The following is a 24,058-nucleotide window of genomic DNA, read 5'->3' as shown; positions in this document are numbered from 1 at the left end:
CGAATTATGTTAATTAAGGTTACAACTACAAGGTCCGAAGCCCCTGGTTTCATTGACATTTGGAACGGAAACGGCTATAATTAATTATGTTTTTCATATGGAAATTCGTGTTGACTTGCGAATCGAGCAGAAAGCTTTTGAGAGATGGTTGGGAGCCTCATCTTCAGGTTGCATGACAGACAGGAAGAGGGGCGCTATCGATTAACGAAGGGGAGGCGTTCACGAACCATGTTTGAGATTATTACGGTCATTGTGGTGCTTGGGATCTTCAGTCTGTTCGCTTACACCGCGAGCAAGGCCGAAAAGGCGGTCGCGTTGAAACTGAAAGCGAAACAAGTCGCAACCAATGTTAAATTAACCGAAAAGGCAGCGAAAAGGGCCAGATAGCGAGGACTCCGGCTTGCGTAGAATTGCGGTTCAATGGGTGCTTTTCTCTGTATTAGCACTCATTTTATTCTGTATTGTCCCTTCTTATGACGCGGGACAGGCCGATGATTGGCAGGCTCAGGGGGAAGTCCGGCAAACCGCCGCTCTGCCGCACGGGATGGCGCAGTCCGATGCGCACCGCACCGACTCGGGCGGATTGGCTCTGCGGGCGAATCTGATTCCTTCGGCCAATTATCAGTTCTTCAACCCATGGCAGGTTCTGCCGAGCTGGGGAAGGATTTGTATTGCCAAAGTGGCCCCGAGGGAGCAGGGTTTCTTTCTCTCCATCCTGGTGCTGCTGTTTTTTTCGCTCTTTTATCAGCGGGCGCGGGCCGTTTCCGGGAGTGATTCCGATGGCGCCGGAACGCTGACGGTTTGATTTTTTTTACGATGACATGCTTTTAGAAATAACTTGAAGGAGGAGACTAAACATTGCGACAGGATTTGCGTTGGAAATCAGCCATTTTATTCATTGTCGTGCTTATATTCGCAGTCGTTCTCAGTCCGGTCGGAAAAGACTTCTTTAAAGGCGATCCGATCCGTCAGGGACTGGATTTGAAAGGCGGCATCGAGCTGTTGCTCTCTCCGGACTACCGGTTGGGCTCCACCAACTTGTTCCGTTTCGGCGATGAGCTGGTCCTCAAGATGAAACAAGCGGGCATCACCGAGCCCAAGGTGGATCCGTTGGGAGTGCTCGACGGAGACCGTTACGACGGTTTGAAGTTTACCTTCGCCAGCCCGAGCGACGTGGAACGTGTCAAGAATCTGGGACTTTTCCCCGCCAATTACCGGCTGGAACAGTTCGGCGAGACCAAGAACCTGCATCTGACCCCGGATTACCAGGGCAATGTAGTTGAGCTGGCGGTCAATCAGGACGCCAGGGATTACGGAGATATCGACGAGGTATTGACCCGGTCGATCGCGATTATCAATAACCGGATCAACGAAAAATCCGGCGGCGTCGGCGAGACCGACATCCGCAAAGACGGCAAGGGCCGGATCGTGGCGCAGCTGCCGGGCGTCAGCACCCTGCAGGAAGCGAAGGAATTGATCACCGCCACCGGCCGGCTGACCTTCCGGATCAACAACCAGATCGTGCTCGACGGTACGGACATGCAGGATATCCGCGTTCAGTATGACGCCAGCAAAGGCGGGTATGTGATCGCCTTTGCCTTCAAAGGCGAAGGCGCCAAGCAACTGGAGAAGATCACCACCGAAAACGTAGGGAAACAGATGGCGGTCTATCTCGACGAATCCATGCTGATGAACCCGGTGATCAACGACCCGATCCCCAATGGCTCCGGCGTGATTACCTTCGGCAACTCCACCAAGGAAGAAGTGGAGAAGGACGCCATTCTGATGAAGTCGGGCGCTCTGCCGGTTTCGTTGCGGGTGGTCTCCTCGACTCAGGTCGCTCCGACCCTCGGACGAGAGATCGTCAAGCAGAGCTTGTTGGCGGGGGTTATCGGCATCGCACTGGTCATCACCTTTATGGCGATCTTCTATAGCTTACCGGGCATCCTGGCCGACGCGGCCTTGATTCTATACGGACTGTTCCTGTTGGGCGTGATGGCTTGCTTGCGCCAGGTGCTGACCCTGCCGGGCGTGGCCGGTTTCATCCTGACCCTCGGTATGGCGGTCGACGCCAACATCATTATCTTTGAGCGGATCAAAGACGAGATCCGGAACGGCAAACGGGTCCGTCCGGCGGTACAAGCCGGATACGGCCGGGCGCTGGTCACCATTCTTGACTCCAACATCACGACGCTGATCGCTGCCGGAGTGCTGTACTTCTTCGGCAACGGCCCGGTCCAAGGCTTTGCGGTCACCCTGGCCATCGGTATCGTGGTCAGTATGATTACGGCAATCTATATCACCCGGATGTTCCTGGAGTGGAAGATCGACCATGATCCCGATCGGTACGCGAAATTCTTTGGGGTCAAGGAGGTAGTGGAACAATGATGGATTTAATGAAATATCGTTGGCTGTTCGTCGGGATCTTCCTGGCGACGATGGGACTCAGCCTGTTCTTCTTATTCGCCAATCCCAACAACGGTTGGGGAACCAAAGGCTCGCCCCTGAACCTGGGAATCGACTTTACCGGCGGTACCAAGATTTATTTCCCGGTGCCCCGCGATGTTTCCTCGGATGAAGTGACGGCCATCCTCAAGAAGATCGATCTGCCGGACTTCAAGTTCAATGCGCCGCAGCCGACCCATTATATCGATTCCACCGGGGTTGAGCGGCATCAGGTGTTGGTCTACACCCGGTTCTTGAACGACGCCGAGCAGGAGATCGTGCTGGGGGCGCTGGAAGCCAAATACGGCAAGCCGGGTCCGGGACAAGGCCTGGACATCACCCGGGTCGATCCCTTCATCGGGAAGGAATTAGTGAATAACGCCCTGACGGCGGTATTGATCGCCGCGGCGCTGATGCTGATCTATATCTGGTTCCGCTTCGAGCTGGTTTCGGGCTTCGCGGCGATCTTCGCCCTGTTGCATGACGCGCTGTTGGTGATGGGAGTCTTCGCGCTCTTCGGCAAAGAGGTCAACGCCACGATGATCGCGGCGCTGCTGACGATCCTCGGTTATTCGATCAACGACACCATCGTGGTCTTCGACCGGATCCGCGAGAACGTCAAGTACAAGCAGAGGGATACGCCGTTTGTGGAGGTCGCCAACGACAGCATTCTGGAGACCTTCCGCCGCTCGCTGAATACCAGCTTTACGACGGTCCTAGCCATTCTGGTGCTTTATCTGGTCGTGCCGAATATCCGCGAGTTCTGCTTCGCGCTGATCGTCGGCATCACCTCCGGGACCTACTCCTCGATCTTTGTGGCCAGCCCGATCTGGGCCGTCTACAAGGACTGGCAGGAGCGGAAAAAGCTCAGCCGCAAGGTTGCCACGGCAACCCGGTAAATCATGTTTCGCAACCCAAGGCCGCCTGTTCTCAGGCGGCCTTTTCTTTATGATCAATCATTCCCGCGCGGAGGAGCGGAGCGGCGGCCGGATTTCCTCCGGCCGCCCAACCAAGCGCTTGAGACGCCCCAGCAACTGCTCCATCCCCGGAAGCAACAATGGCGGCCTTCGCCGCAGTTGCGTTATTCACAAAAGATACTGCTTCGTTTGGAAAAGATGGAACTGCGTTCACAAAAGCAAGTGCTTTATCCACAAAAGATGATGCGGCGGCGGGCGCCGCAGTTGCTTTATTTAAAAAAGGTAGTACTTAAGTCGCAAAAGGAAGTGTCGGACCGGTCGCGGCGGTTACATCAGCCGCGGCGGGAGGACGGCGGCGCCCGGAAACGGCGTTCCGGGCGCGTCTTTCATCAGCAGGCCGTTTCCCGCTTCAGCCTCCTGAAGGCCAGGGCAAAGCCGCCGAGGCCCAGCAGCGCAAAGAGGCCGATCACCGGCAAAACTTCGGCCGCCAGGATGGTCTTGCCGTAGATCAGGCTCCGCAGGGCGTTAATGATGTGAGTGAAGGGATTGAGCATCACCGCCACCCGCAGGGCCCCGGCGCTTTTCTCCAGCGGGAAAAGCGCGGTGCTGACGAAAAAGACCGGCAGCACGATGGTATTCATCACGGTTTCATAGATCACTTCATTGGGCAGGCACAGGCTGATGGAGTAGGCGAGACCCGCCATGAAAAAGCCGGCCAAGAAGATGAGCAGGATCATCAGGATAATCCCGGGGAGGCCCGAGGCCACCTGGACGGAGCAGAGGAGACCCACCCCGAACAGGACCGCGCTCTCCAGCAGCGACAGCAGGATGGCCTCCAGCATCTGTCCGAGCAGAATGGCGCTCCGGCTCACCGGCGCGATCAAGATCCGGTAAAAGCTGCCCGAGGCTTTCATGATGTAATTGATCATGCCGCCGCTGCAGCAACAGGAGAAAGTCACCAGAACCATGATCCCGGGCAGGATGAAGGCGGTGTAGTTGCCCCCGGCCATGCTTCCCAGGGCGGGCCCGGCGACGGCGCCGTACAAGGCCAGCCAGAGCAGGGGTTGCACGATGGTCATCCCGATCGAGATGGGGTTTTGAAAACGCCACTTCAAGTTGCGCCATAGGATGTTGAACATCTCATGCCTCGCTTTCTTGCCGCGCCGGCCCGGTCAGGGCCAAAAAGACATCTTCCAGGCTCGGCTCGACAATCTCGATTGCCGTGAAATCCAGCCGCTGCTCCAAAAGCCACCGGTTCACGGCGGAAATGGCGGTCCGGCCGTCGGCCACGTCCACCAAAACCGAATCATGCCGCAGGCTGGCGGATGTGGCCAGACCGCTTTGCTCCAGGGCCGCCTGGCAACGGCGGGCCTGCTCGGCCCCTGCGAAGCCCAGGCGGAGCAGGTTTTGCCGGGTGTAACGGCGCAGGCTGGCCGGAGTTCCCCGCGCCACCTCCCGGCCGCGCTTCATGATGCAGATCGTGTCGCTGAGCCGGTCGGCTTCCTCAAGGTAATGGGTGGTGAGAAAGATGGTGGTCCCGAAATCGTCGCGGATCCGGAGCAGCATTTCCCACATGGCCTTGCGGGAGTCGACATCCATGCCCACCGTGGGTTCGTCCAGAAACAGGATCCGGGGCAGGGAGACCATATTCATCGCCAAATCCAGCCGGCGCTTCACCCCGCCCGAATAACTGGCGGTGGGATATCGCAGGTAGGGGGAGAGCCCGAAGCTGTCGATTAGGGTCCGGATGCGCTGGTGCGCGGTTTTGGCGTCCACCTTGTAGAGCCTGCTTTGGAAGAGCAGGTTTTCCATCAGCGACAGATGGGAGTCGATGGAGACCTGCTGCGCGACGCAAGCGATCTGGCGCCGGATCTCCCCGGGCGCGCGTCGTAAATCCTTCCCCAGCATCGTTACCTTGCCGGAGCTGGGTTTGGAATAAGTGGTCAGAATGTGAATCAGGGAGGACTTTCCGGCGCCGTTCGGCCCCAGCAGGGCGAAGATCTCGCCCGCGTTCACCCGCAGACTCAGGCGGTCCAAGGCCCTGACGCCGTTGCGGTACTCTTTGACCAGGTCCTCGATCTCGATTGCCAGCATGTTTCACGCCTCTTTCAGTGGGAAGATGATTTCCGTGATGTACTGCTTGGGATCCCCCTTCAGGAACAGCCCCGGCCCTTTGATGAAGACCTCCCGCCAGGGCCCCTGGACCGGCAGGCCCCGCTCCCGGATGGCCCGGTGCATCGCGGCGTAGGCCAGGGGCAACTCCGCGTAGGGTCCGATATGGGTCAGGCAGAGAGCCTGCGCGCCGGGCAGATCTTGGATGAAGACCCCCTGCCGGTCGGGGGTCGCGGCGGTGGGGACGCACAATTCCAGCTCCGCCGTATGGGATTCGGGGTCCATCCGGTAATAATGGAAAAAAGGCGCGCCGTTCGCCCGGCCACGAATGGCCCGGAACACGATGGGAAATTGTTTCGCCGCCCCGGCGATAGGGCCCTGGTAGCGCATGGCCGCCACGGTGACGGGCTCGACGGCCCGGACGGTCATTTCAAAGTTCATGGGATCACCTCATTTTTTGGTTACCGCCATCCACAACTCGCATTGATAGGTTGGCGCCGTGATAGCCGCATCAGTATAGACTTCCAGGTCGGGCCCGTTGGTATAGGCATAGTCGGACACCGGAAGCCATTCGGTATAAAATCGCCGGTATAACTCCTGAAAGGCGGCGGGCGCCGGGCCGACGCAGGGAAAAACCGCCCAGGTCGCGGCCGGGATTTCACATTCGACCATTCCCGCGGGAACCGGCGCCGCGCTGGCCGCCCCGATGGTGTAGCCGATGTCCTCCGGGCCGTGGTACAGGGTCACTCCCAACATCGCCCGGGAGTCCTCCGTCATCAGCTTGGCGATCTCCCCGAGCGTGTCGTCGTTTTTGGCCTTCCGCCAGAACGCCGGGATCGCGCCGAAATTCTGCTCCATATCCGGCGCGAGCCTCATCCGGACGCCGACCACGCGCAGCGGGCCCTGGGTTTCGATCCGGTATTTCAACCGCTCGGTCCCGGTCACGGCGATGTGAAAGTGCAGCCGGGGATAGGTCGTCAGCAACGCCTCCTTCCCCCAGACCGCCGAGGGCGCGACGCCGTGAACGCTCTGAAAGGCGCGGTTGAACGCGGTGGGCGATTTATAGCCGTACTTCGCGGCGATCTCCGATACCTTGGCGGCTTCGTCCCGGAGAGCGAAGGCCGCGGCACTCATCCGCCGGCGGCGGATATACTCCGAGACCGGAATGCCCGCCATATAGGAGAACATCCGCTGGAAATAATAGGTTGAACAGCAGGCGAGTTTGGCCGCTTGCCCGAAAGAAATCTCCCCGGCCAGATTCGCTTCGATATATTCCAGGGCGGCGTCCAGCCGTTGCAGGAATTCCATAGGTTCACCTCCTTTGACCGTTTGCTAGAATTGCTTCACTTTCAAAATCAGCTTTCATCTATCCGGGCCACCGGCCGCAGCGGGGAATGGGGGAATTCTCTGATATTGTAGCATATCGCATTTTTTATATCCTCTGAATCGGTGCACGATTTGGCGAGCCATCCGCCGCGGGGGTGAAATCCTTTCTTTTCAGGGAGCCGATTTTTGTGCTATAGTAAAGACGCATGGCCTTGTGGCGATTGAAAGTATGGGAGCGATGCGGTTGAAGATGAAAAAGTTGCTGTTGGCAATGGCGCTGTTGATGCTGGTATCGGGATCCCGGCTTCAGGCGGCCGCGGACCGGAAAGTCCTGATCCTGGAGATACCGCGGTTGAGTCTGGCCGATATCGGACCCGGCCTGCCCCACCTTCACCGGCTGGTTTCCGGCGGCGCGGTCGGCCTGATGACTAACGCCTTGCCCAACCCGCTCACTCCGGAAGAGATCTATCTGGCGTTTAACACCGGCGTCCGGGCGCGGATCCCGGCGGACAGCTACCGCTTCCACGACGCCGGGGAAACGGTGGCCGGCGGGCCGGCGGGGGCGGTGTACCGCAGCTTCACCGGCTGGCGGGTTTCCGGCGCCAACGCCGTAAACCTGGACATCCAGGCGCTGCTCCAGAATGAGCAGTTCGCCGAGGGCAGCCTGGGGCATTTCGGCCGGTTGCTGCATCAGCGGCGGATCCGCACCGCGGTCATCGGCAATATCGATAGCGACGCGCCGCGCCGCCCCGCGGCGGCGGCGCTGATGGACGCCACCGGCAAGGTGGACCGGGGCGCGGTGGGGACCGCCACCTTGCGGGCGGATCCGGATTTTCCTTATGGCATTCGCACCGACGGCGCCGCGGTACTCTCATTCTGGCGACGCTATCACAGGGGAGCCGGCGTGACCCTGTTGACTCTGGGCGATCTGGAACGGCTGCAACGTTTCTCAGTCTACTTGAGCGAAGAACGGGCCGCGTTTTTCCGGGGCCAGGTGCTCCGGGAGTACGACCGGCTGGTCGGCGCGGTCCTGGACGAGCTGGACCCGGGCTGCGAGATGGTCATGCTCTTCTGTCCGACCCCGCCGGACCGGCCGCTGGTGGGGAATGAGCGCCTGGCCCCCGTAGTCATCCGGGGGCCGGGTTACGGCCGGGGGATTCTCAGTTCCGGCAGCACCCGCCGGGCCGGCCTGGTGACCTTGGAGGATCTGCCCAAGACGGTCTTGCGGTTCGTGGGCATCAGCGGCCGGACCGGCTATAGCGGCAGTAACCTAGCGGCCGTCCCGGGCGACTGGCGGCGTATCGCCGCCCTGCAGGAACGGCTGGTGCTGAATTACAGCGTCCGGTGGCCGCTGTTGACCGGGTACGGCTACTTCTTGATCGGCATCGTCCTGGCGGGACTAATGTCCTTCATCTTTCAGCAAGGCAGGCACCTGCCCGCCGTCAGCTGGATTTATCTCTTCTGTCTGACGATCCCCGGGGTTTTTCTGCTGGAAGCGATCTGGGATCCGGTGGACTGGAGCGGGATCATCGGCTGGACGGCGCTGCTGATGGCGGCGGTCTTCGGCGGGGTCCTGTTCCTGGCCCGCGCCGACCTCTGGCGCAGCCTCTCCGGGCTCAGCCTGTTCACGCTGGCGGTGATGGTCGCCGACGCTCTGACCAACGGCATTTTGGAGCTGCGGTCGTTCCTGGGTTATTCGGCCATTGCCGGAGCCCGTTATTACGGCATCGGCAACGAATATCTGGGCTTCTTCCTGGGCGCTTATATCATGGCGGTCTCGCTGAATCTGGAGCGGCTGGGGCGATTCCGGGCCAAACTGCTCTGGGTGCTGCTGGGACTGGTCACGCTACTCATCGTCCATCCCAACCTCGGCGCGAATATCGGCGGCGGCGTCTCCGCCTTGCTGGGCCTGGGGCTCACCACCTACTTTTGGCTGGGGCGGCGGGTCCGCTGGCGGGAGCTCGGCATGCTGTTGGGAGGAATCCTGGTGGTACTGCTGATGGTGGGCCTCTGGGATCTGACCCTGAACCGGCGGGTGATGACCCATTTCGGGCAGTTGATCATGTTCATTAAAGCCGATGGCTGGCAGGCCTTGATCGACATGGCCGGCCGGAAGCTGGAAATGAATTACGCCCTGATTAGTTCTTCCCCCTGGACGCTGGTGCTATTGGCGTTGCTTTGCGCCGGCCCGCTGTTGTATAAATTCCAGCCGCCGGCGGTGGCGGCCCAGTTTCAAAAATATCCCGGCCCGCTGCGGGGTTTGGTCGGCCTGTCATGGACCGCACTCATCGCCCTGGTGGTCAACGATTCCGGGATCGTCGCCGCCGCCACCATGATGGTCTTCGGAGTGGCGCTGCTACTAGTGATAGCCAGTGCCGAGCTGGCGGAGCGGCGGTCCGGACAAACGCTTTCAGAGGAGCTAACGATACGTTGATGAACAGAATGGTGCGGCTGGCCAGCTGGCTGCTGCTGGCGGCGGGAATGTTGTGGAGCAATCAAGGATGCCTGGCGGCACGGGCGGGGGGCGGCGAGGAGCGGCCCATCGTGATCGTGGCTGCCGATAAAATGGACAGCGGCGAGCTTTTCGGAAGCTCCTTGCCGGCCATCCATCGATTGCTATCCGGCAGCGCCAGCGGGCTGATGAACAGCCGCAGCGACAACGGCCTTTATGATTCGGCCAGCAGTTATCTGACCATCGGTGCCGGGATCCGCAGCACCTATCCGGCGCCGCGGCGCCAACCGCTGCCCCAGGTCAAGCTGGGCCGGGACGAAGCGGTGGTCAATTTGCGCCATTGGAGCCTGGGAGCGGCCGGGAAGATCGCCGGAACGGAACTGGGACTGGCGGAGATCGGCTGGGTACGGCAGCTGGCGCTGCAGGAGTCCCAACCGGAAACTACCGGCCGGCTGGGCGCGCTGCTGGCGCGGCATGGCTGGCGGACCTGCCTCATCGGCAACCTGGATACCCCGCAGGCGGAACACCGGCCCGGCGGCTTACTGGTCATGAATGAGCGGGGCGTGGTGGACGCCGGCATGGTGGATTCCGGCATCAATGAAACGGACCCCGACTTTCCCTACGGGCAGCGCTTCAGCTCCGCCAAGAGCCTGGCCGCGCTCAGGGCCAACCTCGCGCCGCGCCGGGTGATCCTGATCGAATGGGGCGATTTTTACCGGCTCGACCTGTATCAGGAAGAGATGATGCCGCCGCGCTACGAGAAGCTGAAAGAGAAGACCTGGCGGCGTTTCGACCGCTTCATCGGGCAGCTGCTGAAGTTGCAGGAGCAAGCGGGATTTGCGCTTATCGTGACGGGACCGTCCGTCTCCCGCAAGGGCGTCTGGAAATCATTCCTGGAACCGCTGGTGATCCGGGACCCCGATTTTTCCTCCGGGTTGTTGACATCGGGCACCACCAAATGGCCCGGCGTGGTGGCCAACGTGGACCTGGCCCCGACCCTCCTGCGGCTGGCCGGCGTCACCGATACCGCCGGCCTGACCGGCCGGGTGGTGACGGTCCAGGCCATGGCCGATCCCCGGCCGGCTCTGGAACGGCTGAACGAGCGGCTGGCGGCGGTCAACGGCTCCCGGCGGACAGTACTCGATTGGTATATGGGATTGATCAGCTTCGGCTGGATCGCCGGCTGGCTCTGTCTTTGGCAGCGCTGGAAGGGGGTCGGCGGCTGGCTGCTCAGCGGGGTGCTGGCGATACCCCTGGTATTAATCGTTTTGCCGTTGGCGCCGCCGGCGTTCTGGGGATTGGCCGGGTTTTTGACTTTAACTCTCCTGCTGACTGTCCTGGCCCTGCAGATCAAGCCGCTGCTGCTGCGGGTGACGGTCCTTTCCTTCCTTACCTGGGGAATTCTGATTGTCGATCAGTTGCTGGGCTGGCAGTTGATCCGTTTCTCGGCGCTTGGGTATAGCGCCGCGGCCGGAGCCCGCTACTACGGCATGGGCAATGAGTTCATGGGGCCGTTCATCGCCTCCGCGCTGCTGCTGGGGGATCTGCTGCGCCGCTACACCCGGCGCAACTGGCCGGTATTGGCGGTCTTGGGAATCACCCTTTTCGTATTGAGCTGGCCGCAACTGGGGGCCAAATTCGGCGGGATCATCGCCGGAACGGTCGCGTTCTCATTCTATCTGGTCCTGCTCTACCGGCTGCATTGGCGGGATAAGCGGCTCTGGCTGGTGCTGGCGGGAGGGTTCGCGGTGCTCTTGACCGTAGGCCTGTGGGATTTCTGGCGCCATCCCGACCAGCAGACCCATATCGGCCGCTTCGTCGGGCTGTTCTTTTCCAAGCGGTTTGTGGAGGTCGGAATGATCATCGGCCGCAAGATCGAGATGGATATCAAGCTGACGCTCTTCAGCCCCTGGATGCGGATTATCCTGTTGGCCCTGGGCGTGGGAGTGGTCAACCGCTTGATCCTCCGTCAGGGCCTGCTCCGGGAGGAAGACCGGATCGTTTGGCGGGCCATCCTGGTGGGCGGCCTGACGGCCTATGCGATGAACGACGCCGGCGTGCTGGCCTTTGCCACCTGCCTGGCCTTTGGATTCACCTACCTGCTGTTGCGGCGGTTGGAGGCCCTCCGCCAGGGGGCGCGTTTCCGGTTTCCCAGGATGAGGAAAGCGTAGGAATGGACAGCGTTCGGTGGAGCATAGCAAAAGCCTTATCCCAATTCGGGGTAAGGTTTTTTCGGTTTTTCGTCCGGAAAGAACATTCAGGGAGCGTTGCCTTTGCGGCGCGGTCCGGGAGGGGAGGTTTCCGCCAGCGGGAACGGTTCCGGGCCGGAATAAACTTGAACGCGGTTACGGCCCGCCCGTTTTGCTTGGTACATGGCCTGATCGGCCCGGTGGAACAACCGCTCCAGCGTGATCCCGGACCCCGCCCTCAAGGTGGCCACGCCAAAACTGGCGGTGACCTCGATCGGCAGCGCCGCGTCCGGCAGGGTAATGGCCAGCCCCGACATGGCGGACCGCAACCGCTCGGCGACTCCGACCGCCTCCGTTGCAGCGGTCTCCGGCAGACAGACGATGAACTCCTCGCCGCCATACCGGCCCACAAAATCATCGGGGCGGCAGTTCGCGGCCAGGCAGGCCGCGAAGGTCTTCAAGGCCAGGTCCCCGGCAAGATGGCCGTAGGTGTCATTGATCTGCTTGAAATAATCCAGATCGATCAGAATGATACTGAGCGGCAAATGTTCACGGCGGGCCCGGTTCAGTTCGGCGTTCAGCCGGCTCATCAAGGCCCGCTGGTTCAAGAGGCCGGTTAAACAGTCGGTGCAGGCCAGCCGCTCGGCCCGGGCGCGCGACTCTTCCGCGAGGGCCAACGCTTGGGAGGCGGCTTCCTCCGTCTTCTTGCGCGCGGTGATATCGTTGATCATGATCAGCAAAAACCGGGGGCTCCCGTCGGGACGGGGAATCATGGAGCAGGCTACGTTGGCCCAGATGATCCTGCCGCTACGGTGCACATATTTCTGTTCCAGTTGCCCATCGCCGGACTCCCCCGCCAGCCGCTTCCGAAACAGGTCTTCTTGAAAAGCCCGGTCCGCCTCGGGGAATAGCTCCAAGAGCGAGCGGTTCCGCAACTCCGCAGCGGTATAGCCGCTGAGGGCGGAGAAGGCCGGATTGCTTTCGGCGATTCGCCACTGCTCCGTTTCGACCAGGACAATGCCGAGCCCGGCATGGTCGAAGATCGCTCTGAAGCTGGCTTCGCTTTCTCGCAACGCTGCCGCCCGCCGCCGGGATGGGCGCGAAATCATCCCGCCGGGCGGGCTCCCTTTGACCGTTTGGAGGGGTCCCATGGCTTCACCCGAAATTTGCTGTTTCATGGTTTCATCATCGGATGGGCTTCATGGGTTTTTAATGGATTTAACCGGGATTTAATAAATAAATTTTACTAAAGTATCAACTTAGCTCCGCTCACCCTCTGACTTTACCCGGCTTTAGCCGCGCTTCCCTGACTTATCCACAGCCAAAACCATGAATCACGTTAAACGGATCCGTTTATCCACAAAAATAGATGGCTAATGATTATCAAGTTAGCTCCGCTCACTCACGGAAGGGATTGAAGGATAAGTCATGGACGTCTATGGTCCTAACCCTCGGCCCTTCCCGAATCGGGCAATGTCATCAAGCTATCGTGGAAAAATTTAGCTGACGAAATTGAACGCCAACCGGGCGATAAATCACCCGGCTACAAGACGAAAGGACCTTGAAAGGCCCTAAAAAACGGGATAAAATATTTTGCTGAAAATTAGCCACGGAAGGCTTCCATCTTGTAGCCGGGGCATTCATGCCCCGGTTGGCCCGCATATCGTCTACATCGTAGGCACCGTTGAAATCAAATTCCAAGATATGTAATCATCGCTTGACGACATTGCCCGAATCGGGCAGGGAAACCATCGGGCTCCGGGGCCCAAAGGCCTTTAGGCTGCGGAGAATGGTGGTTACTCTCCCCGATTCGGGGAGAGCCAAGAGAGAGGAGGAAAGCTAGATCGAATCCCTATCATGCTTACGTACTTTCTTGCGGATTTAACTTTATAATCAAGAGATGGCTTATCCACAAAAAGAGCTTGCTGAACGACTGAGCAAGCTTTCCCATTCACAAAACAAGCTTGCTTATCCACAAAAAGAGCTTGCTGAACGACTGAGCAAGCTCTCCCATTCACAAAACAAGCTTGCTTATCCACAAAAAGAGCTTGCCGAGCGACTGAGCGAGCTCTCTCATTCACAAAACGAGCTTGCTTATCCACAAAAAGAGCTTGCCGAGCGACTGAGCGAGCTCTCTTATTCACAAAACCAGCTCGCTCATCCACAAAAAGAGCTCGCTGAATGACTGAGCAAGCTCTCTTATTCACAAAATGAGCTTGCTGAGCGACTGAATGAGCTCTTTCAGTCACCCAAAGCGAGCCGTGATTCACAAAACGTTCTCTTTCAGCTCCTCCACCCGGTCACGTATCCGCCTAACAAGGCCATGACTATCCTTCGATCCCTTCGTAAGTGAGCGGAGCTAACTTGATAATCGTCTAAATTTTTTGAGGCGCCGGGGGCTTGCAAGTTGGGGACCGGGCCTTGGTTCTTGCCACAGGCCGGCGAAGGCGGGGTCGGGGGCAACGAACACCCCCATGAATCCCGGGTGGTTTGGATTGGAGGGGTGGGGTTTGGCCGTGGAACGGGCCCACGGCCAACTCATCAAAGGAAAATTATTGGGCCTGGCTCTCCGCGACGTCGGACTCCGGCGCGGGTTCGGCGCTTTTGGCCAGAATGACGGCTTTCTCCAGCCACTTTTGGGCCTCGGCCACCGGCACGTCCGACAGATCGGGTTCTTCGGTGATGCGCTCGACGGCTTTGGTCAGGTTCTCCACGGCTTCCCGGTACTCGAGCAATTCCAGCTGGGCGCGGCCCAGCCAATAAAATGACTCCACCGGCCAGGAAAGGTGGTCGATGGCCCACTCGTAGTCGGCCTTGGCGGCGGAGTAGTCGCCGCTATCAAAATGCACCCGCCCGGCGATCAAGACCGGCTGGGGATTGGACAGATCCAGCGAGCGGGCTTTATCCGCCGCGGCCAGCGCTTCGTCGAAACGCCCCGTCAACTGGTAGGTGCGGGCCAGATTGATATGGAGCGAGACGTCGCGGTAGCCCTGGCCGGCCAGCTCCTCCAGAATGGCGAGCGCCGCTTCCATCTGCCCCAATTCCCGATGCAGCGAGGCCAATCGGATGCGCAACTGGGGGAGGATCTTTTTCGCGGAGTATAGCATCGCCTGCTCGACGAGGGGCAGGGCTTCCGCCCAGCGACTCTGCTTGGTATAAATCACGGCCAAGGCGATGTAGGGCTGGGGGATCCTGGCGCCGGAGGCGATGGCTTGTTTCAGAAAACGTTCGGCTTTGACCGGATCGGGATTCAGACCGGCCAACAGGTTCCAGAAAACGGGGGAGGCGGTAAAGATAAGGCATGCCAACCAGATCAGGCAGCCAATGCCAAACCCGGCCCAGCCCGGCCGGATCCCCAGGGCGAGCAGGCACCAGAGTGCCAGAACGACCATGATGTTTTTCTGCCAAAATGTCTGAAGCTGCATTCGCATCCCTCCAATTTTGATACAATTATATCAGAATTTGAAGCGTCTGTTGCAAGAAGTTTCAAGACGCCGCCCCGATTATCATTTCTTCCCCACTGTGTTAACCCGAATGAGCTGGTGCTCCAGTTCCCACTTCCTTCCTGCTAAGAGAAAAAAGTCAAATTTCAAAAATTTCCGGCCGGAAATGAACAATTTTCGGCGCCGCACCGTCAACTTATTTAGAAGCTATTTCTTTAAGCCCAAATATGCGGCTTTGGGAATGCAATCTTTGTGAAAAAATTTATTTCACTATCGCTGCCGGTGAAATGAAAGTTCATGGCGTAGAGCGATGTTGAACCTTCCGGATGGGAAGAGAGCGGTTCAACACGGATCACGGAAGGAGGGGGTTCGCTTTGGCGGTTGGGAATCCATGCCCCAACAATCTGACATGGGCCGAAGGAAAAGTTTCCTACGATGAACGCTGCAAAAATCTGAATCAGCACGGCTTGGTCCTGTGGCTGACCGGCTTATCCGGAGCCGGGAAAACCACCATCGCGGTGGAAGTGGAGAAGGAACTCATCAAACGGGGGAAATCGGTTTATCGTCTGGACGGGGATAACATCCGGCTCGGGCTCAATTCGGATCTGGGCTTTTCCGAGGCCGAGCGGAATGAGAATATTCGAAGGATCGTCGAGGTCGCCGCGTTATTTAAGGATGCCGGCATCATTACGCTGGTCTGTTTTATTGCGCCGTTTCGCAAGATGCGCGAGTATGCCAGGAAAAAAATCGGCAGCGACAATTTTGTGGAGATCTATGTGAAAACCGATTTGAAAACCTGCATCGCCCGGGATCCCAAAGGACTTTACCGCAAAGCCCTCAATCATGAGATTCGGGAATTCACGGGCATTACTTCCCCTTACGAGGAACCGGACCATCCCGATCTGGTGATCGACACCGAACGGTTTTCCGTTTCGGAAGCCGCGCAGAAAATTCTGCAGAAAATGAGTCCGTTCCTTAAATATGTCTATATTGCAGTCGGTTTTTGTACTTTTGAGAATTACTGCGGCATATTGACCTGAGGCGAGTCTCTGCCGAAACGGTCCTTCGGGTCCTTGGCTTTCAAGGAATGGCCGGAGGAGACTGGTTTTGGTTCGTTTATGAAATTCAAGCGTTCGGATAGCGGTTTACTCTAGGAAAACCAATGGATCCGCCTCACGATCTTAGCGGCGGTGCAGCGAAAGAACTCTTTCAATTCTTGAGCTGCCGGGCCCCGCTGAGTTTTTTATTGGTTTGGCCCCGAGTCGGCCCGGTGTCCTGCAAAAAATTAAATGATAACGGCGGGAAGATTATGGAACATCTGGAGAAGTTGGAGAACACCAGCGTGCATATTCTGAGGGAAGCGTATGCTTCCTTTAAGAATCTTTGCATGCTCTGGTCGATCGGAAAAGACAGCACGGTCCTGCTATGGCTGGCCCGGAAGGCTTTTTTCGGGCATGTGCCGTTTCCGCTCATTCATATCGATACCCATTACAAGATTCCCGAAATGATTCAATACCGGGACCGCTTGGCCCTGGAATGGAAGTTGGACATGATCTACGGGGAAAACCGGGAGGCGTTGGATCAAAAGCAGACCTTTCCCGATCACCGGACCACGCGCATTCAATGCTGCAAGAATCTGAAGACCGAACCCTTGAAGCAGGTCCTCAGCGGCGCCTGGCCCCGGCACCGGCTGAACCATGATACCGGGAAGTACGAATTGGACCGGAACACCGAGCCTTTTACCGGAGTGATCGCCGGAATCCGGGCCGACGAAGAAGGCAGCCGTTCCAAAGAACGGTATTTTTCGCCCCGGGACTTGGATAACACCTGGGATATCGGAGAGCAGCCCCCGGAGTTCTGGAATCAATATAAGACCGATTTTGCCCCCGGGACCCATATCCGGATCCATCCCCTGCTGGACTGGACCGAGGTCGATATCTGGGAATACATCGGGAAAGAAAAGATCCCCGTGGTTCCGCTCTATTTTGACCAGGGCGACGGCAGACGCTACCGTTCGCTGGGTTGCGCCCCTTGCACCAACCCGGTGGAATCCACTGCCAAGAATGTCGGGGAGATCGTCGCGGAGCTGAAATCCGGCAAGTTCTCGCGGGTCGCGGAACGGTCCGGGCGGGCCCAAGACAAGGAAGACGGCGGCGGGCTCGAGGAGCTGCGGAAACAAGGATATATGTGAACCCCGCGAAAGGAACTGTGAACCATGGAAGATATGAATATCGTGATCGTCGGCCATGTGGATCACGGCAAGAGCACGGTGGTCGGGAGACTGCTGGCCGATACCGATTCCTTGCCCGAGGGCCGGTTGGAACAGGTCCGGGAGACTTGTAAACGGAATGCGAAGCCTTTTGAATATGCTTTTCTGCTGGACGCGCTCAAGGATGAACAGGCTCAGGGCATCACCATCGACGCGGCCCGCTGTTTTTTTAAGACCAGGCTGCGGAATTACATGATTATCGACGCGCCCGGCCACGTCGAGTTCCTCAAGAACATGGTGACCGGGGCTTCCCGGGCGGAAGCGGCCCTGCTGGTCATCGACGCCGCGGAAGGGATCCGGGAAAACACCCGGAGGCACGGTTATCTCCTGTCCATGCTCGGCATCAGGCAGGTTGCGGTCCTGGTCAACAAGATGGATCTGGTCGCTTACGACCGGCTGCGGTTCGAAAAGACGGTCCAGGAGTACGCCGATTTCCTCAAGCGGATCGGGATCATCCCCTCGGCTTATATCCCCACCAGCGGGATGGAGGGGGACAACATTGCCCGGCATTCCGCGAACACTCCCTGGTTTACCGGGCGGACGGTCCTGGAGGAGCTGGATCATTTTCAATCGAGCAAACCCCCGGTGTCCCAGCCCTTTCGAATGCCGGTACAGGGAGTTTATAAATTTACCCGCAAGGGGGACAACCGGCGCATCATTGCCGGCACCATTGAATCCGGGAGGTTGCAGGCCGGGGAGGAGGTCGTCTTTTACCCGTCGGGGAAAACCAGCCGGGTGCGGACGCTGGAAGGATTTAACCGGGAGACGCCGCAGTGCCTGGAGGCCGGCTGGGCCGCAGGATTCACGCTGGAAGAACAGATCTATGTGAAACGGGGCGACTTGGTATGCAAAGCCGGGGAGCCGCGGCCCCGGGTTACTTCCAGGGTGAAGGTGAACCTGTTTTGGCTGGGGAAAGAGCCGCTGGTACCGAAGAAGGAGTACGTTTTGAAACTGGGTACGGCAAAGATGGGGTTCCGGATCGAGGAGATCGTCCGGGTCCTGGATGCCGCGACTTTGCAGGCGGGGAAACGGGACTGGGTGGCCCGTCATGAAGTCGCCGAATGCATCCTGAAACTGAAAAAAGCGATAGCCTTCGACCAGGCTTGGGAGCTGGCGCAAACGGGACGGTTTGTGATCGTGGACCGCTACGAGATCGCCGGGGGCGGCATCGTGGACGAGGCGCTGGAGGAACAGCCGGCGCCGCTCCGGGAGAGGCTGCCGCTTCGCCACGAGCCGGGGGAAAAGAGCGTCATTCTGCCGGAAGAGCGGGCGGAGCGCTACAATCAGCGGGCCACGCTGATCGTTATCACCGGCCCGGAGGGCGTCGGGAAGCAAACGTTGGCGAGGGCGCTGGAGAAAAAGTTGTTTGAAGAAGGGAAGATCGTTTATTTCTGGGGCACCGGCAACGTCCTATCCGGAGCGAGCGCCGACCTCGGGAAAAGCGCCAACAACCGCCGCCCCGAACAGCTGCGCAGGATGACCGAGGTCGCCCGTATTTTGCTGGACGCCGGAGTGATCCTGATCATCACCGCCGCCGAACTGAGCCCCGAGGATCTGGCGGCGATCCGGACCGTCATTGAGGCGGGCCGGATCGAAACGGTTTGGGTCGGCGAGGAAGGCGGCGATAGCGGCTATGACCTGCAAATACCGGCTGTGAACTCGGAGGAGACCGCGGTTGGCGCAGTCAAAGAGCTTTTGCAGGATCGGGGCGTCATCTTTAAGGCTTGGTGAAACGGAGGCTGGGATCCCGGGGGATAGCCCCTGGGAATCCCGGCCGCCGCCTTATTTTAGGAAGCAAGACCATAAACGGTGAATTGGAGGAGGAGAATGCTCCCGAATTTTATTTGCCCGGGCGCAGCCCGATCGGCGACGACGAACTTGTATTACCTGCTCATCCAACATCCCCGGATCTATCTGCCCACCATCAAAGAAACCCGTTTCTTTACGCAGGATTATGAAAAGGGAGTAGACTGGTATGAGGGGAAGTACTATGCCGACGTGAAAGACGAAACCGCGATTGGCGATATTTCTCCGGTTTACGCAGTCGATGAGCGCTGTCCCGAACGAATCCGCCAGGACTTGGGGGAGGATGTCAAATTCATTTTCATGCTCAGAAATCCGGTCGAACGGGCGTATTCGCATTATTGCATGTTGCGCAACCATCAGTTCGAAGATCTGCCCTTCGCAGAGGCGATTGATCGCGATGAACCGAGCCGGATCGCCAAGTCGCTGGAGTACTATCATCATCCCTACGGCTTTCAATATTTGAAGGAGAGCAGCTATTTGCTTTCCATTCGGCGGTATCAGCAATACTTCGCGCCCGATCGCTTCCAATTCATCCTGTTTGAGGAGTTCGTGCAGGATGTGGAAGCCCAACTCCGGGTGATCCTGGATTTTCTCGGCGTGCCGGGAGATTATCCGTTTGAGTTGAATGTCTACCGGAACCAGCGGACGGTTTCGACCTCGTCCGGACTGAGCCGGCTTTTTTACTGTCATCCGCTGCTCAAGAAGACCCGGGATTTCATTCAGGCGAAGACAGGGTGGAAGACCCAATCCTTGCTGAAAAACCTGAAGAACACCCTGCTGGCCAAGGAGGGCTCTCCGATTTCTTCCCTCGATGAGACGCTCCGGAAACAATTGTATCGCTATTTTGAGGCGGAAACAAAAGAATTGGAAGCCTTCCTGGGCAAGGATCTGTCGTTCTGGCGGCAGTAGCCGGGCCCGTTGATTCAAAACTGCTTCTGAAACAGGGCTGTTTGGCGGACGCTCTCATCTGGGCTTCCCGGAATGATTTCCGGGGAGCCCATTTTTTTATGGGGGTAAGTCCGCGCTTTGGGAACCGGGATGTTTTCCCGCAGTGACGGTCCGGATCCATCCATTGGCCCCCCCGAAGGTTCGGCGCGGGTTTGACACCAAACGCCTCTCCCGAAAGTCGCGCAAATTTTGTGCAAAAAGCTCTCAAAGCGATGGATTTCCAAATGTTTCATAATTTTCTGGTCCATGGTTTAATTTTGGTAATATTTGTGCTATATTGGAGAGAGAAAAAACTGTGTAATCCCAGCATTTTGCGAAAGCGTTGACGGGTTTGGAGCGAAAAGCGCGAACGCTTTACCGCGCCTTTCGCGAACAAAGCCGTTTACGCTTTATCAAAATGCTATCGTACAATTTTACGCCATCATTTCCACAAAAAAGCTGTGTCTATCCGGTAGGGGGGTAAATGGGAATGCCGATTGTGTACTGCGGTCGTTCCGGTTCGATCCGAATGGTTCCGCATGGCTTTGCCGATCCGATCGAACTTCGGGAATTGGTCACACTCCATCCTGAATTGTTGCAGGTTGAGACGGAGCCGCCCTTGGCGTTGGTCCGCTCCCATCCGGAGCTGCCGGGGACGGACCCGTTGGATTCGTTGTTCGTCGCTTGGGATGGCCATTTGTCCATCGTCAAGGTCCAGCGGATCGACGACCGTCCGGTCAGCCGCCAATTTTTCGCGCAGGTCTTCGAGTTCATCGCGGAGCTGGCCCGGCTGACCCCGGCCCAGCTGAATCAAAGGCTGGATGGCGCGCTGGAGCAAGCGCTCAGGCAATTCCTGGACGACCCCGACGATGAATACGGCTTGGAAAGTTGCTGGCAGTCTTGCGAATCCTATCTCCGGGCCGGGAAGGTCCGGCTGGTCATGGTGGCCGACCAGGCGCCGGAGGAGCTGATCAAGGCTTTCCAATTCATCCGCGAGCACAGCGATCTGGATGTGCGGCTGGTGGTGATCCGCAGGTATAGCGGAACGGACGGGGAAGCGGTGTACCTGCCGGAAATGGTGGTCTGCGGCGCGGTCAGCGTCGCGCCCATCCGAACTCCGGCCGCGCCGGTCGTCGCCCGTCCCGAGTTTGAGGCGGTGATCGCCGCGTATTCGCGCATCGCCATTGAAGGCTTCGAGCCCCGGGGCAAGGCCGGCCGGTACCGGATTCTGCGGCCGGATTGGTGGCCGCGGGGCATTCATTACGAGTTTTTCGACTATGGCGGGGAGATCGGGGTGGAGATTCACCTGGAAAGCCCCGAAGTGGGTTCTTTGGCTGACATGTTGCGTTCCTTCGAAGGGCAGTTTGCGACGGTCTTTCCGTCCGCGTTTGTCAATTGGGATTCGGCTTGGTCCGAGGGACGGGGCAGGTTGCGGGTGTTGGTCAGTTCCGGGGCGTCGCCCCTGGACGTAGTCGGGGCGATGAAGGTCATGATCAAGCAGACCTGGACCCCGATCAATGACGCCTTGGCGGGATTGGGATTGATCCCGGCCCCCGAAACCGCGGCTCCCGCCGGAACGGGGCCGAACCCCGAACCCGCCAAGCCGGAGGAGCCCCGCTCCAATCAAAAAACCATTACCATCGGCGATCAAAATATCATCATCGAACTGGACCGGCTGAAACAACCGCTCAACCCCGCGGTGACCCCGGAGAAAACCGCTTCGTCCTTCCGGACGCCTCCGCTGGAGCAGGAGGCCGCCTCCCGGCAGGAAGCGGCGCCGTCGGCCGCCGGGGCGCGGGAGAATTCCGCTGCGCCGGTGGAAGTCCAGGAAACCGCCAAATTGCCGGCTGGGATCGGCAACGGCGCCATGCCCGGTTTCATTGAGATCGTGGATGAAAACGGCCGGAGTTCACTGGTGAATCTTTTGAAAATGGGGCACCTGGCTAACTTCGGCGCCCATCCGGTCTCCGCCACAACCTCCCCAGCGGCGGTTTCCCCCGGAGCCCAGGAACCCGAGCCGGCCGCGGCCGAGGACCGTCCCGCGCCTGAACCGGAAATGCCCCGGCCAACGCCGCTCCAAACGGTTGAGTCTTCGCAGAGTAAATCCATTTTGCCGGAGATTTTCCCGTCCGGGCAGTCGGGCGAGCGTCCCTCGCCTCCGGCCCCGCCCGAGAACGAGGGCCTGGTTTCGCTCCGGCGCAGTTCGCGGCAGTTGGAAGAGCTGCTCAGCAAATTGGAAGGGATCTGAGTGTGAACCGCACCGGACGGCCGGCGCCGATCCCGGCTTGGGTGCAGGAAATACGGGAATGGCATCCGGTTTCGCAAATCTTCGGGAGCGGAACCTGGAGGAATAAGAAAAGAGCCTTTTCGCGAAGGCTCTTTTCTATTTGTGTAGTCCCGTACCGACGCGAGGGCTCCGCAAGCCCCAATTGCGGCGCGGAGGCAACGGCGCGTCCGTGCTTCAGTGATTTTTCCTACTTTTACTTAAAGCGTTTTGGGGATGAGCTGATTCCGCTGCTCCGAATGGACCAATCCCGTCTCGAAGCAGACGATCTGATCAAACATCATGGTGTAAAATTTGGCTTTCTCCACGTACCGCCGGGTTTCCTGGTAAGGGGGAACCCCCCGGTAACGGATGACGGCCTCGGGCCCGGCGTTGTAGGCGGCGATGGCCAACTCCATGGAGCCAAACCGGGTCAGTAAGTTTTGCAGATAGTAGGCGCCGACTTCGATGTTTTTTTGCTTGTTGCGCCAGTCGGCGAGCTTGTCAGGGGTCAATTGCATCAGGCCGCGGCAACCTCTGGGGCTGATCACATCGGAGCGGTACTTGCTCTCAATACCGATGACGATCGCCACCAGGACCGGATCGAAAGTGCTCATGATGGCGGCATGGATCTCCGGATCGCGATTATTGAAAAACCCCATCACCATCGATACCTTGGCCGCGGTATACTGCCGCCGGTCCGTTTGGGTTTCGTTGTTCCAGACATTCAAAGTCCAGTATGCGCAGGAGAGAATGAACAAAAGAAGGAGCGCAATCAGAAGTTTGTGACGAGAGACATTCGAACGGGATAGTTTATCGGATAGTTTCATGAACGATTCCTGCCTTTTTAGGCGGTTTTGCAATTATTTCATCATTTGACCTGCTTTTGGGTTAAGCGAGGTTTTCATCAACACCTGCCATTAATTTCTAGAAACTAATAATAATTGCAAAACACCGCTTTTTTTAAGCCGGGACGACACTTTTTTCAGTATAACCAAAGGAATTGCAGTATGTCAACACTGAGTCCGTGTTGCAAGGTCTACCCTCCAGCTTAGGCAAAGATGAAATTTTGGTTACGGACTTTGGATGGGGATTCATGTCGTTGCATGTAAAATAAAAGTATGGGATCCGGAAGGTAGATTTTAAAATAATGTCGAACAATATTACTAAAAATTTCTGATTGAATGATTCGGGATGGTTCTATAAACTATATACGATGAGCAAAAATGCTTCAATAAGGTTTTATTTCCAAAAGTTCTCCAGCCGTTGAACGGCGCGGATTTTTGAAACAGGCGAAGTGGGCTGATCCCTATATCGGCTATGAACAAGAAGGAGTGGTGGCTGTGGAAGAGGAGATTCGTCAGATTGCGGCGCGGATTAAAGAGTTGCGGGAAATATTCGAGGTTCCGCTGGACGTTCTGGCCAAAGAATGCGAGGTCCCCGTGGAACTATACCGGGAATACGAGGGCGGCGAGCGGGATATTCCGGTCAGCGTCCTGATGCGGATTGCGCACCGGTTCAATATCGAATTGGCGAGCCTGATCACAGGCGAAGAACCACGGCTGCGACTCTACGCCCTGACCCGGAAGGGAAAAGGCGTATCGGTGGAGCGGCGCAAGGACTACAAATATCAAAGCCTGGCTTATAATTTCGCCCATAAGAAAGCGGAGCCGTTTCTGGTCACGGTGGAGCCGGAGCCGAAAGATTCCCCCATCCACATGAACAGCCACCCCGGCCAGGAATTCAACTATGTTTTGGAGGGTTCCATCCGGGTGATGCTGGAAGAGCACGAAGTGATCCTGAATGAAGGGGATTCGCTTTATTTTGACTCCGGGGTGCCGCACGGCATGAAAGCTTTGCATGGCAAGACCGCTAAATTTTTAGCCATCATTTTTTGAGAGGAAGAGAA

The 24,058-nt window shown here is 58.2% G+C and carries 21 protein-coding genes; 14 read left to right on the top strand and 7 right to left on the bottom strand.

What is annotated here, in order from left to right:
• Positions 1-228 precede the first annotated feature (228 nt).
• The 5 genes from EDC14_RS26830 (at position 229) to EDC14_RS26825 (ending at position 3,655) form a co-directional block, all read left to right on the top strand.
• The gene (locus tag EDC14_RS26830; protein ID WP_165908023.1) at positions 229-387 is read left to right on the top strand and encodes a hypothetical protein; all 159 of its coding nucleotides are present in this window, start codon (positions 229-231) and stop codon (positions 385-387) included.
• 13 nt (positions 388-400) lie between these two features.
• Positions 401-805 (top strand): hypothetical protein, encoded by a 405-nt coding sequence (locus EDC14_RS14170; protein WP_132014959.1) that lies wholly within the window; start codon positions 401-403, stop codon positions 803-805.
• Between the two features lie 53 nt (positions 806-858).
• Positions 859-2,388: a protein translocase subunit SecD gene (secD, locus tag EDC14_RS14165; RefSeq protein ID WP_132014958.1), complete on the top strand. Its 1,530-nt coding sequence runs from the start codon at positions 859-861 to the stop codon at positions 2,386-2,388.
• Positions 2,385-3,344 (top strand): protein translocase subunit SecF, encoded by a 960-nt coding sequence (secF, locus tag EDC14_RS14160; protein WP_132014957.1) that lies wholly within the window; start codon positions 2,385-2,387, stop codon positions 3,342-3,344. The genes secD and secF overlap by 4 nt, the downstream gene beginning before the upstream one ends.
• 158 nt (positions 3,345-3,502) lie before the next feature.
• Positions 3,503-3,655, top strand: a complete 153-nt coding sequence (locus tag EDC14_RS26825; protein WP_165908022.1) for a hypothetical protein — start codon at positions 3,503-3,505, stop codon at positions 3,653-3,655.
• 96 nt (positions 3,656-3,751) lie between these two features.
• Here the strand turns inward: EDC14_RS26825 and EDC14_RS14155 are convergent, their stop codons facing one another.
• Genes EDC14_RS14155 through EDC14_RS14140 form a run of 4 tightly spaced genes read right to left on the bottom strand, consistent with a single transcriptional unit; the run spans position 3,752 to position 6,782 of the window.
• Positions 3,752-4,501 (bottom strand): ABC transporter permease, encoded by a 750-nt coding sequence (locus tag EDC14_RS14155; protein ID WP_132014956.1) that lies wholly within the window; start codon positions 4,499-4,501, stop codon positions 3,752-3,754.
• A 1-nt stretch (position 4,502) separates the two neighbouring features.
• Positions 4,503-5,456, bottom strand: coding sequence for an ABC transporter ATP-binding protein (locus EDC14_RS14150; protein WP_132014955.1), 954 nt, complete (start codon positions 5,454-5,456; stop codon positions 4,503-4,505).
• Between the two features lie 3 nt (positions 5,457-5,459).
• Positions 5,460-5,915, bottom strand: coding sequence for a GyrI-like domain-containing protein (locus EDC14_RS14145; RefSeq protein WP_132014954.1), 456 nt, complete (start codon positions 5,913-5,915; stop codon positions 5,460-5,462).
• 9 nt (positions 5,916-5,924) lie between these two features.
• On the bottom strand, positions 5,925-6,782 hold the full coding sequence (locus EDC14_RS14140; protein ID WP_132014953.1) for an AraC family transcriptional regulator: 858 nt from the start codon (positions 6,780-6,782) through the stop codon (positions 5,925-5,927).
• A 262-nt stretch (positions 6,783-7,044) separates the two neighbouring features.
• On the opposite strand from EDC14_RS14140, the gene EDC14_RS14135 reads away from it, so the two are divergent.
• Together EDC14_RS14135 and EDC14_RS14130 are read left to right on the top strand one after the other, a co-directional pair.
• Positions 7,045-9,234, top strand: a complete 2,190-nt coding sequence (locus tag EDC14_RS14135) for a DUF2339 domain-containing protein (protein ID WP_132014952.1) — start codon at positions 7,045-7,047, stop codon at positions 9,232-9,234.
• Positions 9,231-11,423, top strand: coding sequence for a hypothetical protein (locus EDC14_RS14130; protein ID WP_132014951.1), 2,193 nt, complete (start codon positions 9,231-9,233; stop codon positions 11,421-11,423). The genes EDC14_RS14135 and EDC14_RS14130 overlap by 4 nt, the downstream gene beginning before the upstream one ends.
• 86 nt (positions 11,424-11,509) lie before the next feature.
• Here the strand turns inward: EDC14_RS14130 and EDC14_RS14125 are convergent, their stop codons facing one another.
• Entirely contained in the window at positions 11,510-12,619 is a 1,110-nt protein-coding gene (locus EDC14_RS14125; protein ID WP_132014950.1) for a GGDEF domain-containing protein, read from the bottom strand.
• A gap of 722 nt (positions 12,620-13,341) precedes the next feature.
• Between EDC14_RS14125 and EDC14_RS14120 the strand changes: the two genes are divergently transcribed.
• The gene (locus EDC14_RS14120; protein WP_132014949.1) at positions 13,342-13,626 is read left to right on the top strand and encodes a hypothetical protein; all 285 of its coding nucleotides are present in this window, start codon (positions 13,342-13,344) and stop codon (positions 13,624-13,626) included.
• Positions 13,627-13,993: 367 nt separating this feature from the next.
• Here EDC14_RS14120 and EDC14_RS14115 read toward each other — a convergent pair whose 3' ends face one another.
• Positions 13,994-14,866: a tetratricopeptide repeat protein gene (locus tag EDC14_RS14115; protein WP_165908021.1), complete on the bottom strand. Its 873-nt coding sequence runs from the start codon at positions 14,864-14,866 to the stop codon at positions 13,994-13,996.
• Between the two features lie 392 nt (positions 14,867-15,258).
• On the opposite strand from EDC14_RS14115, the gene cysC reads away from it, so the two are divergent.
• From cysC to EDC14_RS14090, 5 genes are all read left to right on the top strand, one after another.
• A complete protein-coding gene (cysC, locus tag EDC14_RS14110) occupies positions 15,259-15,924 on the top strand; it encodes an adenylyl-sulfate kinase (protein WP_243662934.1) in 666 nt (221 codons plus the stop codon).
• Between the two features lie 269 nt (positions 15,925-16,193).
• Positions 16,194-17,075, top strand: coding sequence for a sulfate adenylyltransferase subunit CysD (cysD, locus tag EDC14_RS14105; protein ID WP_132014946.1), 882 nt, complete (start codon positions 16,194-16,196; stop codon positions 17,073-17,075).
• A 24-nt stretch (positions 17,076-17,099) separates the two neighbouring features.
• Positions 17,100-18,884 (top strand): GTP-binding protein, encoded by a 1,785-nt coding sequence (locus EDC14_RS14100; protein WP_132014945.1) that lies wholly within the window; start codon positions 17,100-17,102, stop codon positions 18,882-18,884.
• A 96-nt stretch (positions 18,885-18,980) separates the two neighbouring features.
• Positions 18,981-19,868, top strand: coding sequence for a sulfotransferase family protein (locus EDC14_RS14095; protein WP_132014944.1), 888 nt, complete (start codon positions 18,981-18,983; stop codon positions 19,866-19,868).
• 508 nt (positions 19,869-20,376) lie between these two features.
• Complete coding sequence (locus tag EDC14_RS14090) at positions 20,377-22,134, top strand: hypothetical protein (protein WP_132014943.1); 1,758 nt, start codon at positions 20,377-20,379, stop codon at positions 22,132-22,134.
• Between the two features lie 236 nt (positions 22,135-22,370).
• Here EDC14_RS14090 and EDC14_RS27580 read toward each other — a convergent pair whose 3' ends face one another.
• On the bottom strand, positions 22,371-22,979 hold the full coding sequence (locus tag EDC14_RS27580; RefSeq protein WP_132014942.1) for a lytic transglycosylase domain-containing protein: 609 nt from the start codon (positions 22,977-22,979) through the stop codon (positions 22,371-22,373).
• 513 nt (positions 22,980-23,492) lie between these two features.
• On the opposite strand from EDC14_RS27580, the gene EDC14_RS14080 reads away from it, so the two are divergent.
• Positions 23,493-24,047 carry a helix-turn-helix domain-containing protein gene (locus EDC14_RS14080; protein ID WP_132015025.1) on the top strand — a complete coding sequence of 185 codons (555 nt, stop codon included), beginning with the start codon at positions 23,493-23,495 and terminating at the stop codon, positions 24,045-24,047.
• Positions 24,048-24,058 lie beyond the last annotated feature (11 nt).

The organism is Hydrogenispora ethanolica (genome assembly GCF_004340685.1).
In the GTDB taxonomy this organism is placed as follows: Bacteria; Bacillota; UBA4882; order UBA8346; family UBA8346; genus Hydrogenispora; species Hydrogenispora ethanolica.
This window is presented reverse-complemented; position numbering and strand designations above follow the sequence as displayed.

Bases quoted from the DNA above. Each gene is read 5' to 3' on its own strand.
- EDC14_RS14120 (WP_132014949.1), top strand. From the start codon at position 13,342: ATGGCTTATCCACAAAAAGAGCTTGCTGAACGACTGAGCAAGCTTTCC.
- EDC14_RS26825 (WP_165908022.1), top strand. From the start codon at position 3,503: ATGGCGGCCTTCGCCGCAGTTGCGTTATTCACAAAAGATACTGCTTCG.
- cysD (WP_132014946.1), top strand. From the start codon at position 16,194: ATGGAACATCTGGAGAAGTTGGAGAACACCAGCGTGCATATTCTGAGG.
- secF (WP_132014957.1), top strand. From the start codon at position 2,385: ATGATGGATTTAATGAAATATCGTTGGCTGTTCGTCGGGATCTTCCTG.
- EDC14_RS14125 (WP_132014950.1), bottom strand. From the start codon at position 12,619: ATGAAACAGCAAATTTCGGGTGAAGCCATGGGACCCCTCCAAACGGTC.
- EDC14_RS14155 (WP_132014956.1), bottom strand. From the start codon at position 4,501: ATGTTCAACATCCTATGGCGCAACTTGAAGTGGCGTTTTCAAAACCCC.
- EDC14_RS14115 (WP_165908021.1), bottom strand. From the start codon at position 14,866: ATGCAGCTTCAGACATTTTGGCAGAAAAACATCATGGTCGTTCTGGCA.
- EDC14_RS27580 (WP_132014942.1), bottom strand. From the start codon at position 22,979: ATGAAACTATCCGATAAACTATCCCGTTCGAATGTCTCTCGTCACAAA.
- EDC14_RS14140 (WP_132014953.1), bottom strand. From the start codon at position 6,782: ATGGAATTCCTGCAACGGCTGGACGCCGCCCTGGAATATATCGAAGCG.
- EDC14_RS14145 (WP_132014954.1), bottom strand. From the start codon at position 5,915: ATGAACTTTGAAATGACCGTCCGGGCCGTCGAGCCCGTCACCGTGGCG.
- EDC14_RS14150 (WP_132014955.1), bottom strand. From the start codon at position 5,456: ATGCTGGCAATCGAGATCGAGGACCTGGTCAAAGAGTACCGCAACGGC.
- EDC14_RS14090 (WP_132014943.1), top strand. From the start codon at position 20,377: ATGCCGATTGTGTACTGCGGTCGTTCCGGTTCGATCCGAATGGTTCCG.
- EDC14_RS14095 (WP_132014944.1), top strand. From the start codon at position 18,981: ATGCTCCCGAATTTTATTTGCCCGGGCGCAGCCCGATCGGCGACGACG.
- EDC14_RS26830 (WP_165908023.1), top strand. From the start codon at position 229: ATGTTTGAGATTATTACGGTCATTGTGGTGCTTGGGATCTTCAGTCTG.
- EDC14_RS14100 (WP_132014945.1), top strand. From the start codon at position 17,100: ATGGAAGATATGAATATCGTGATCGTCGGCCATGTGGATCACGGCAAG.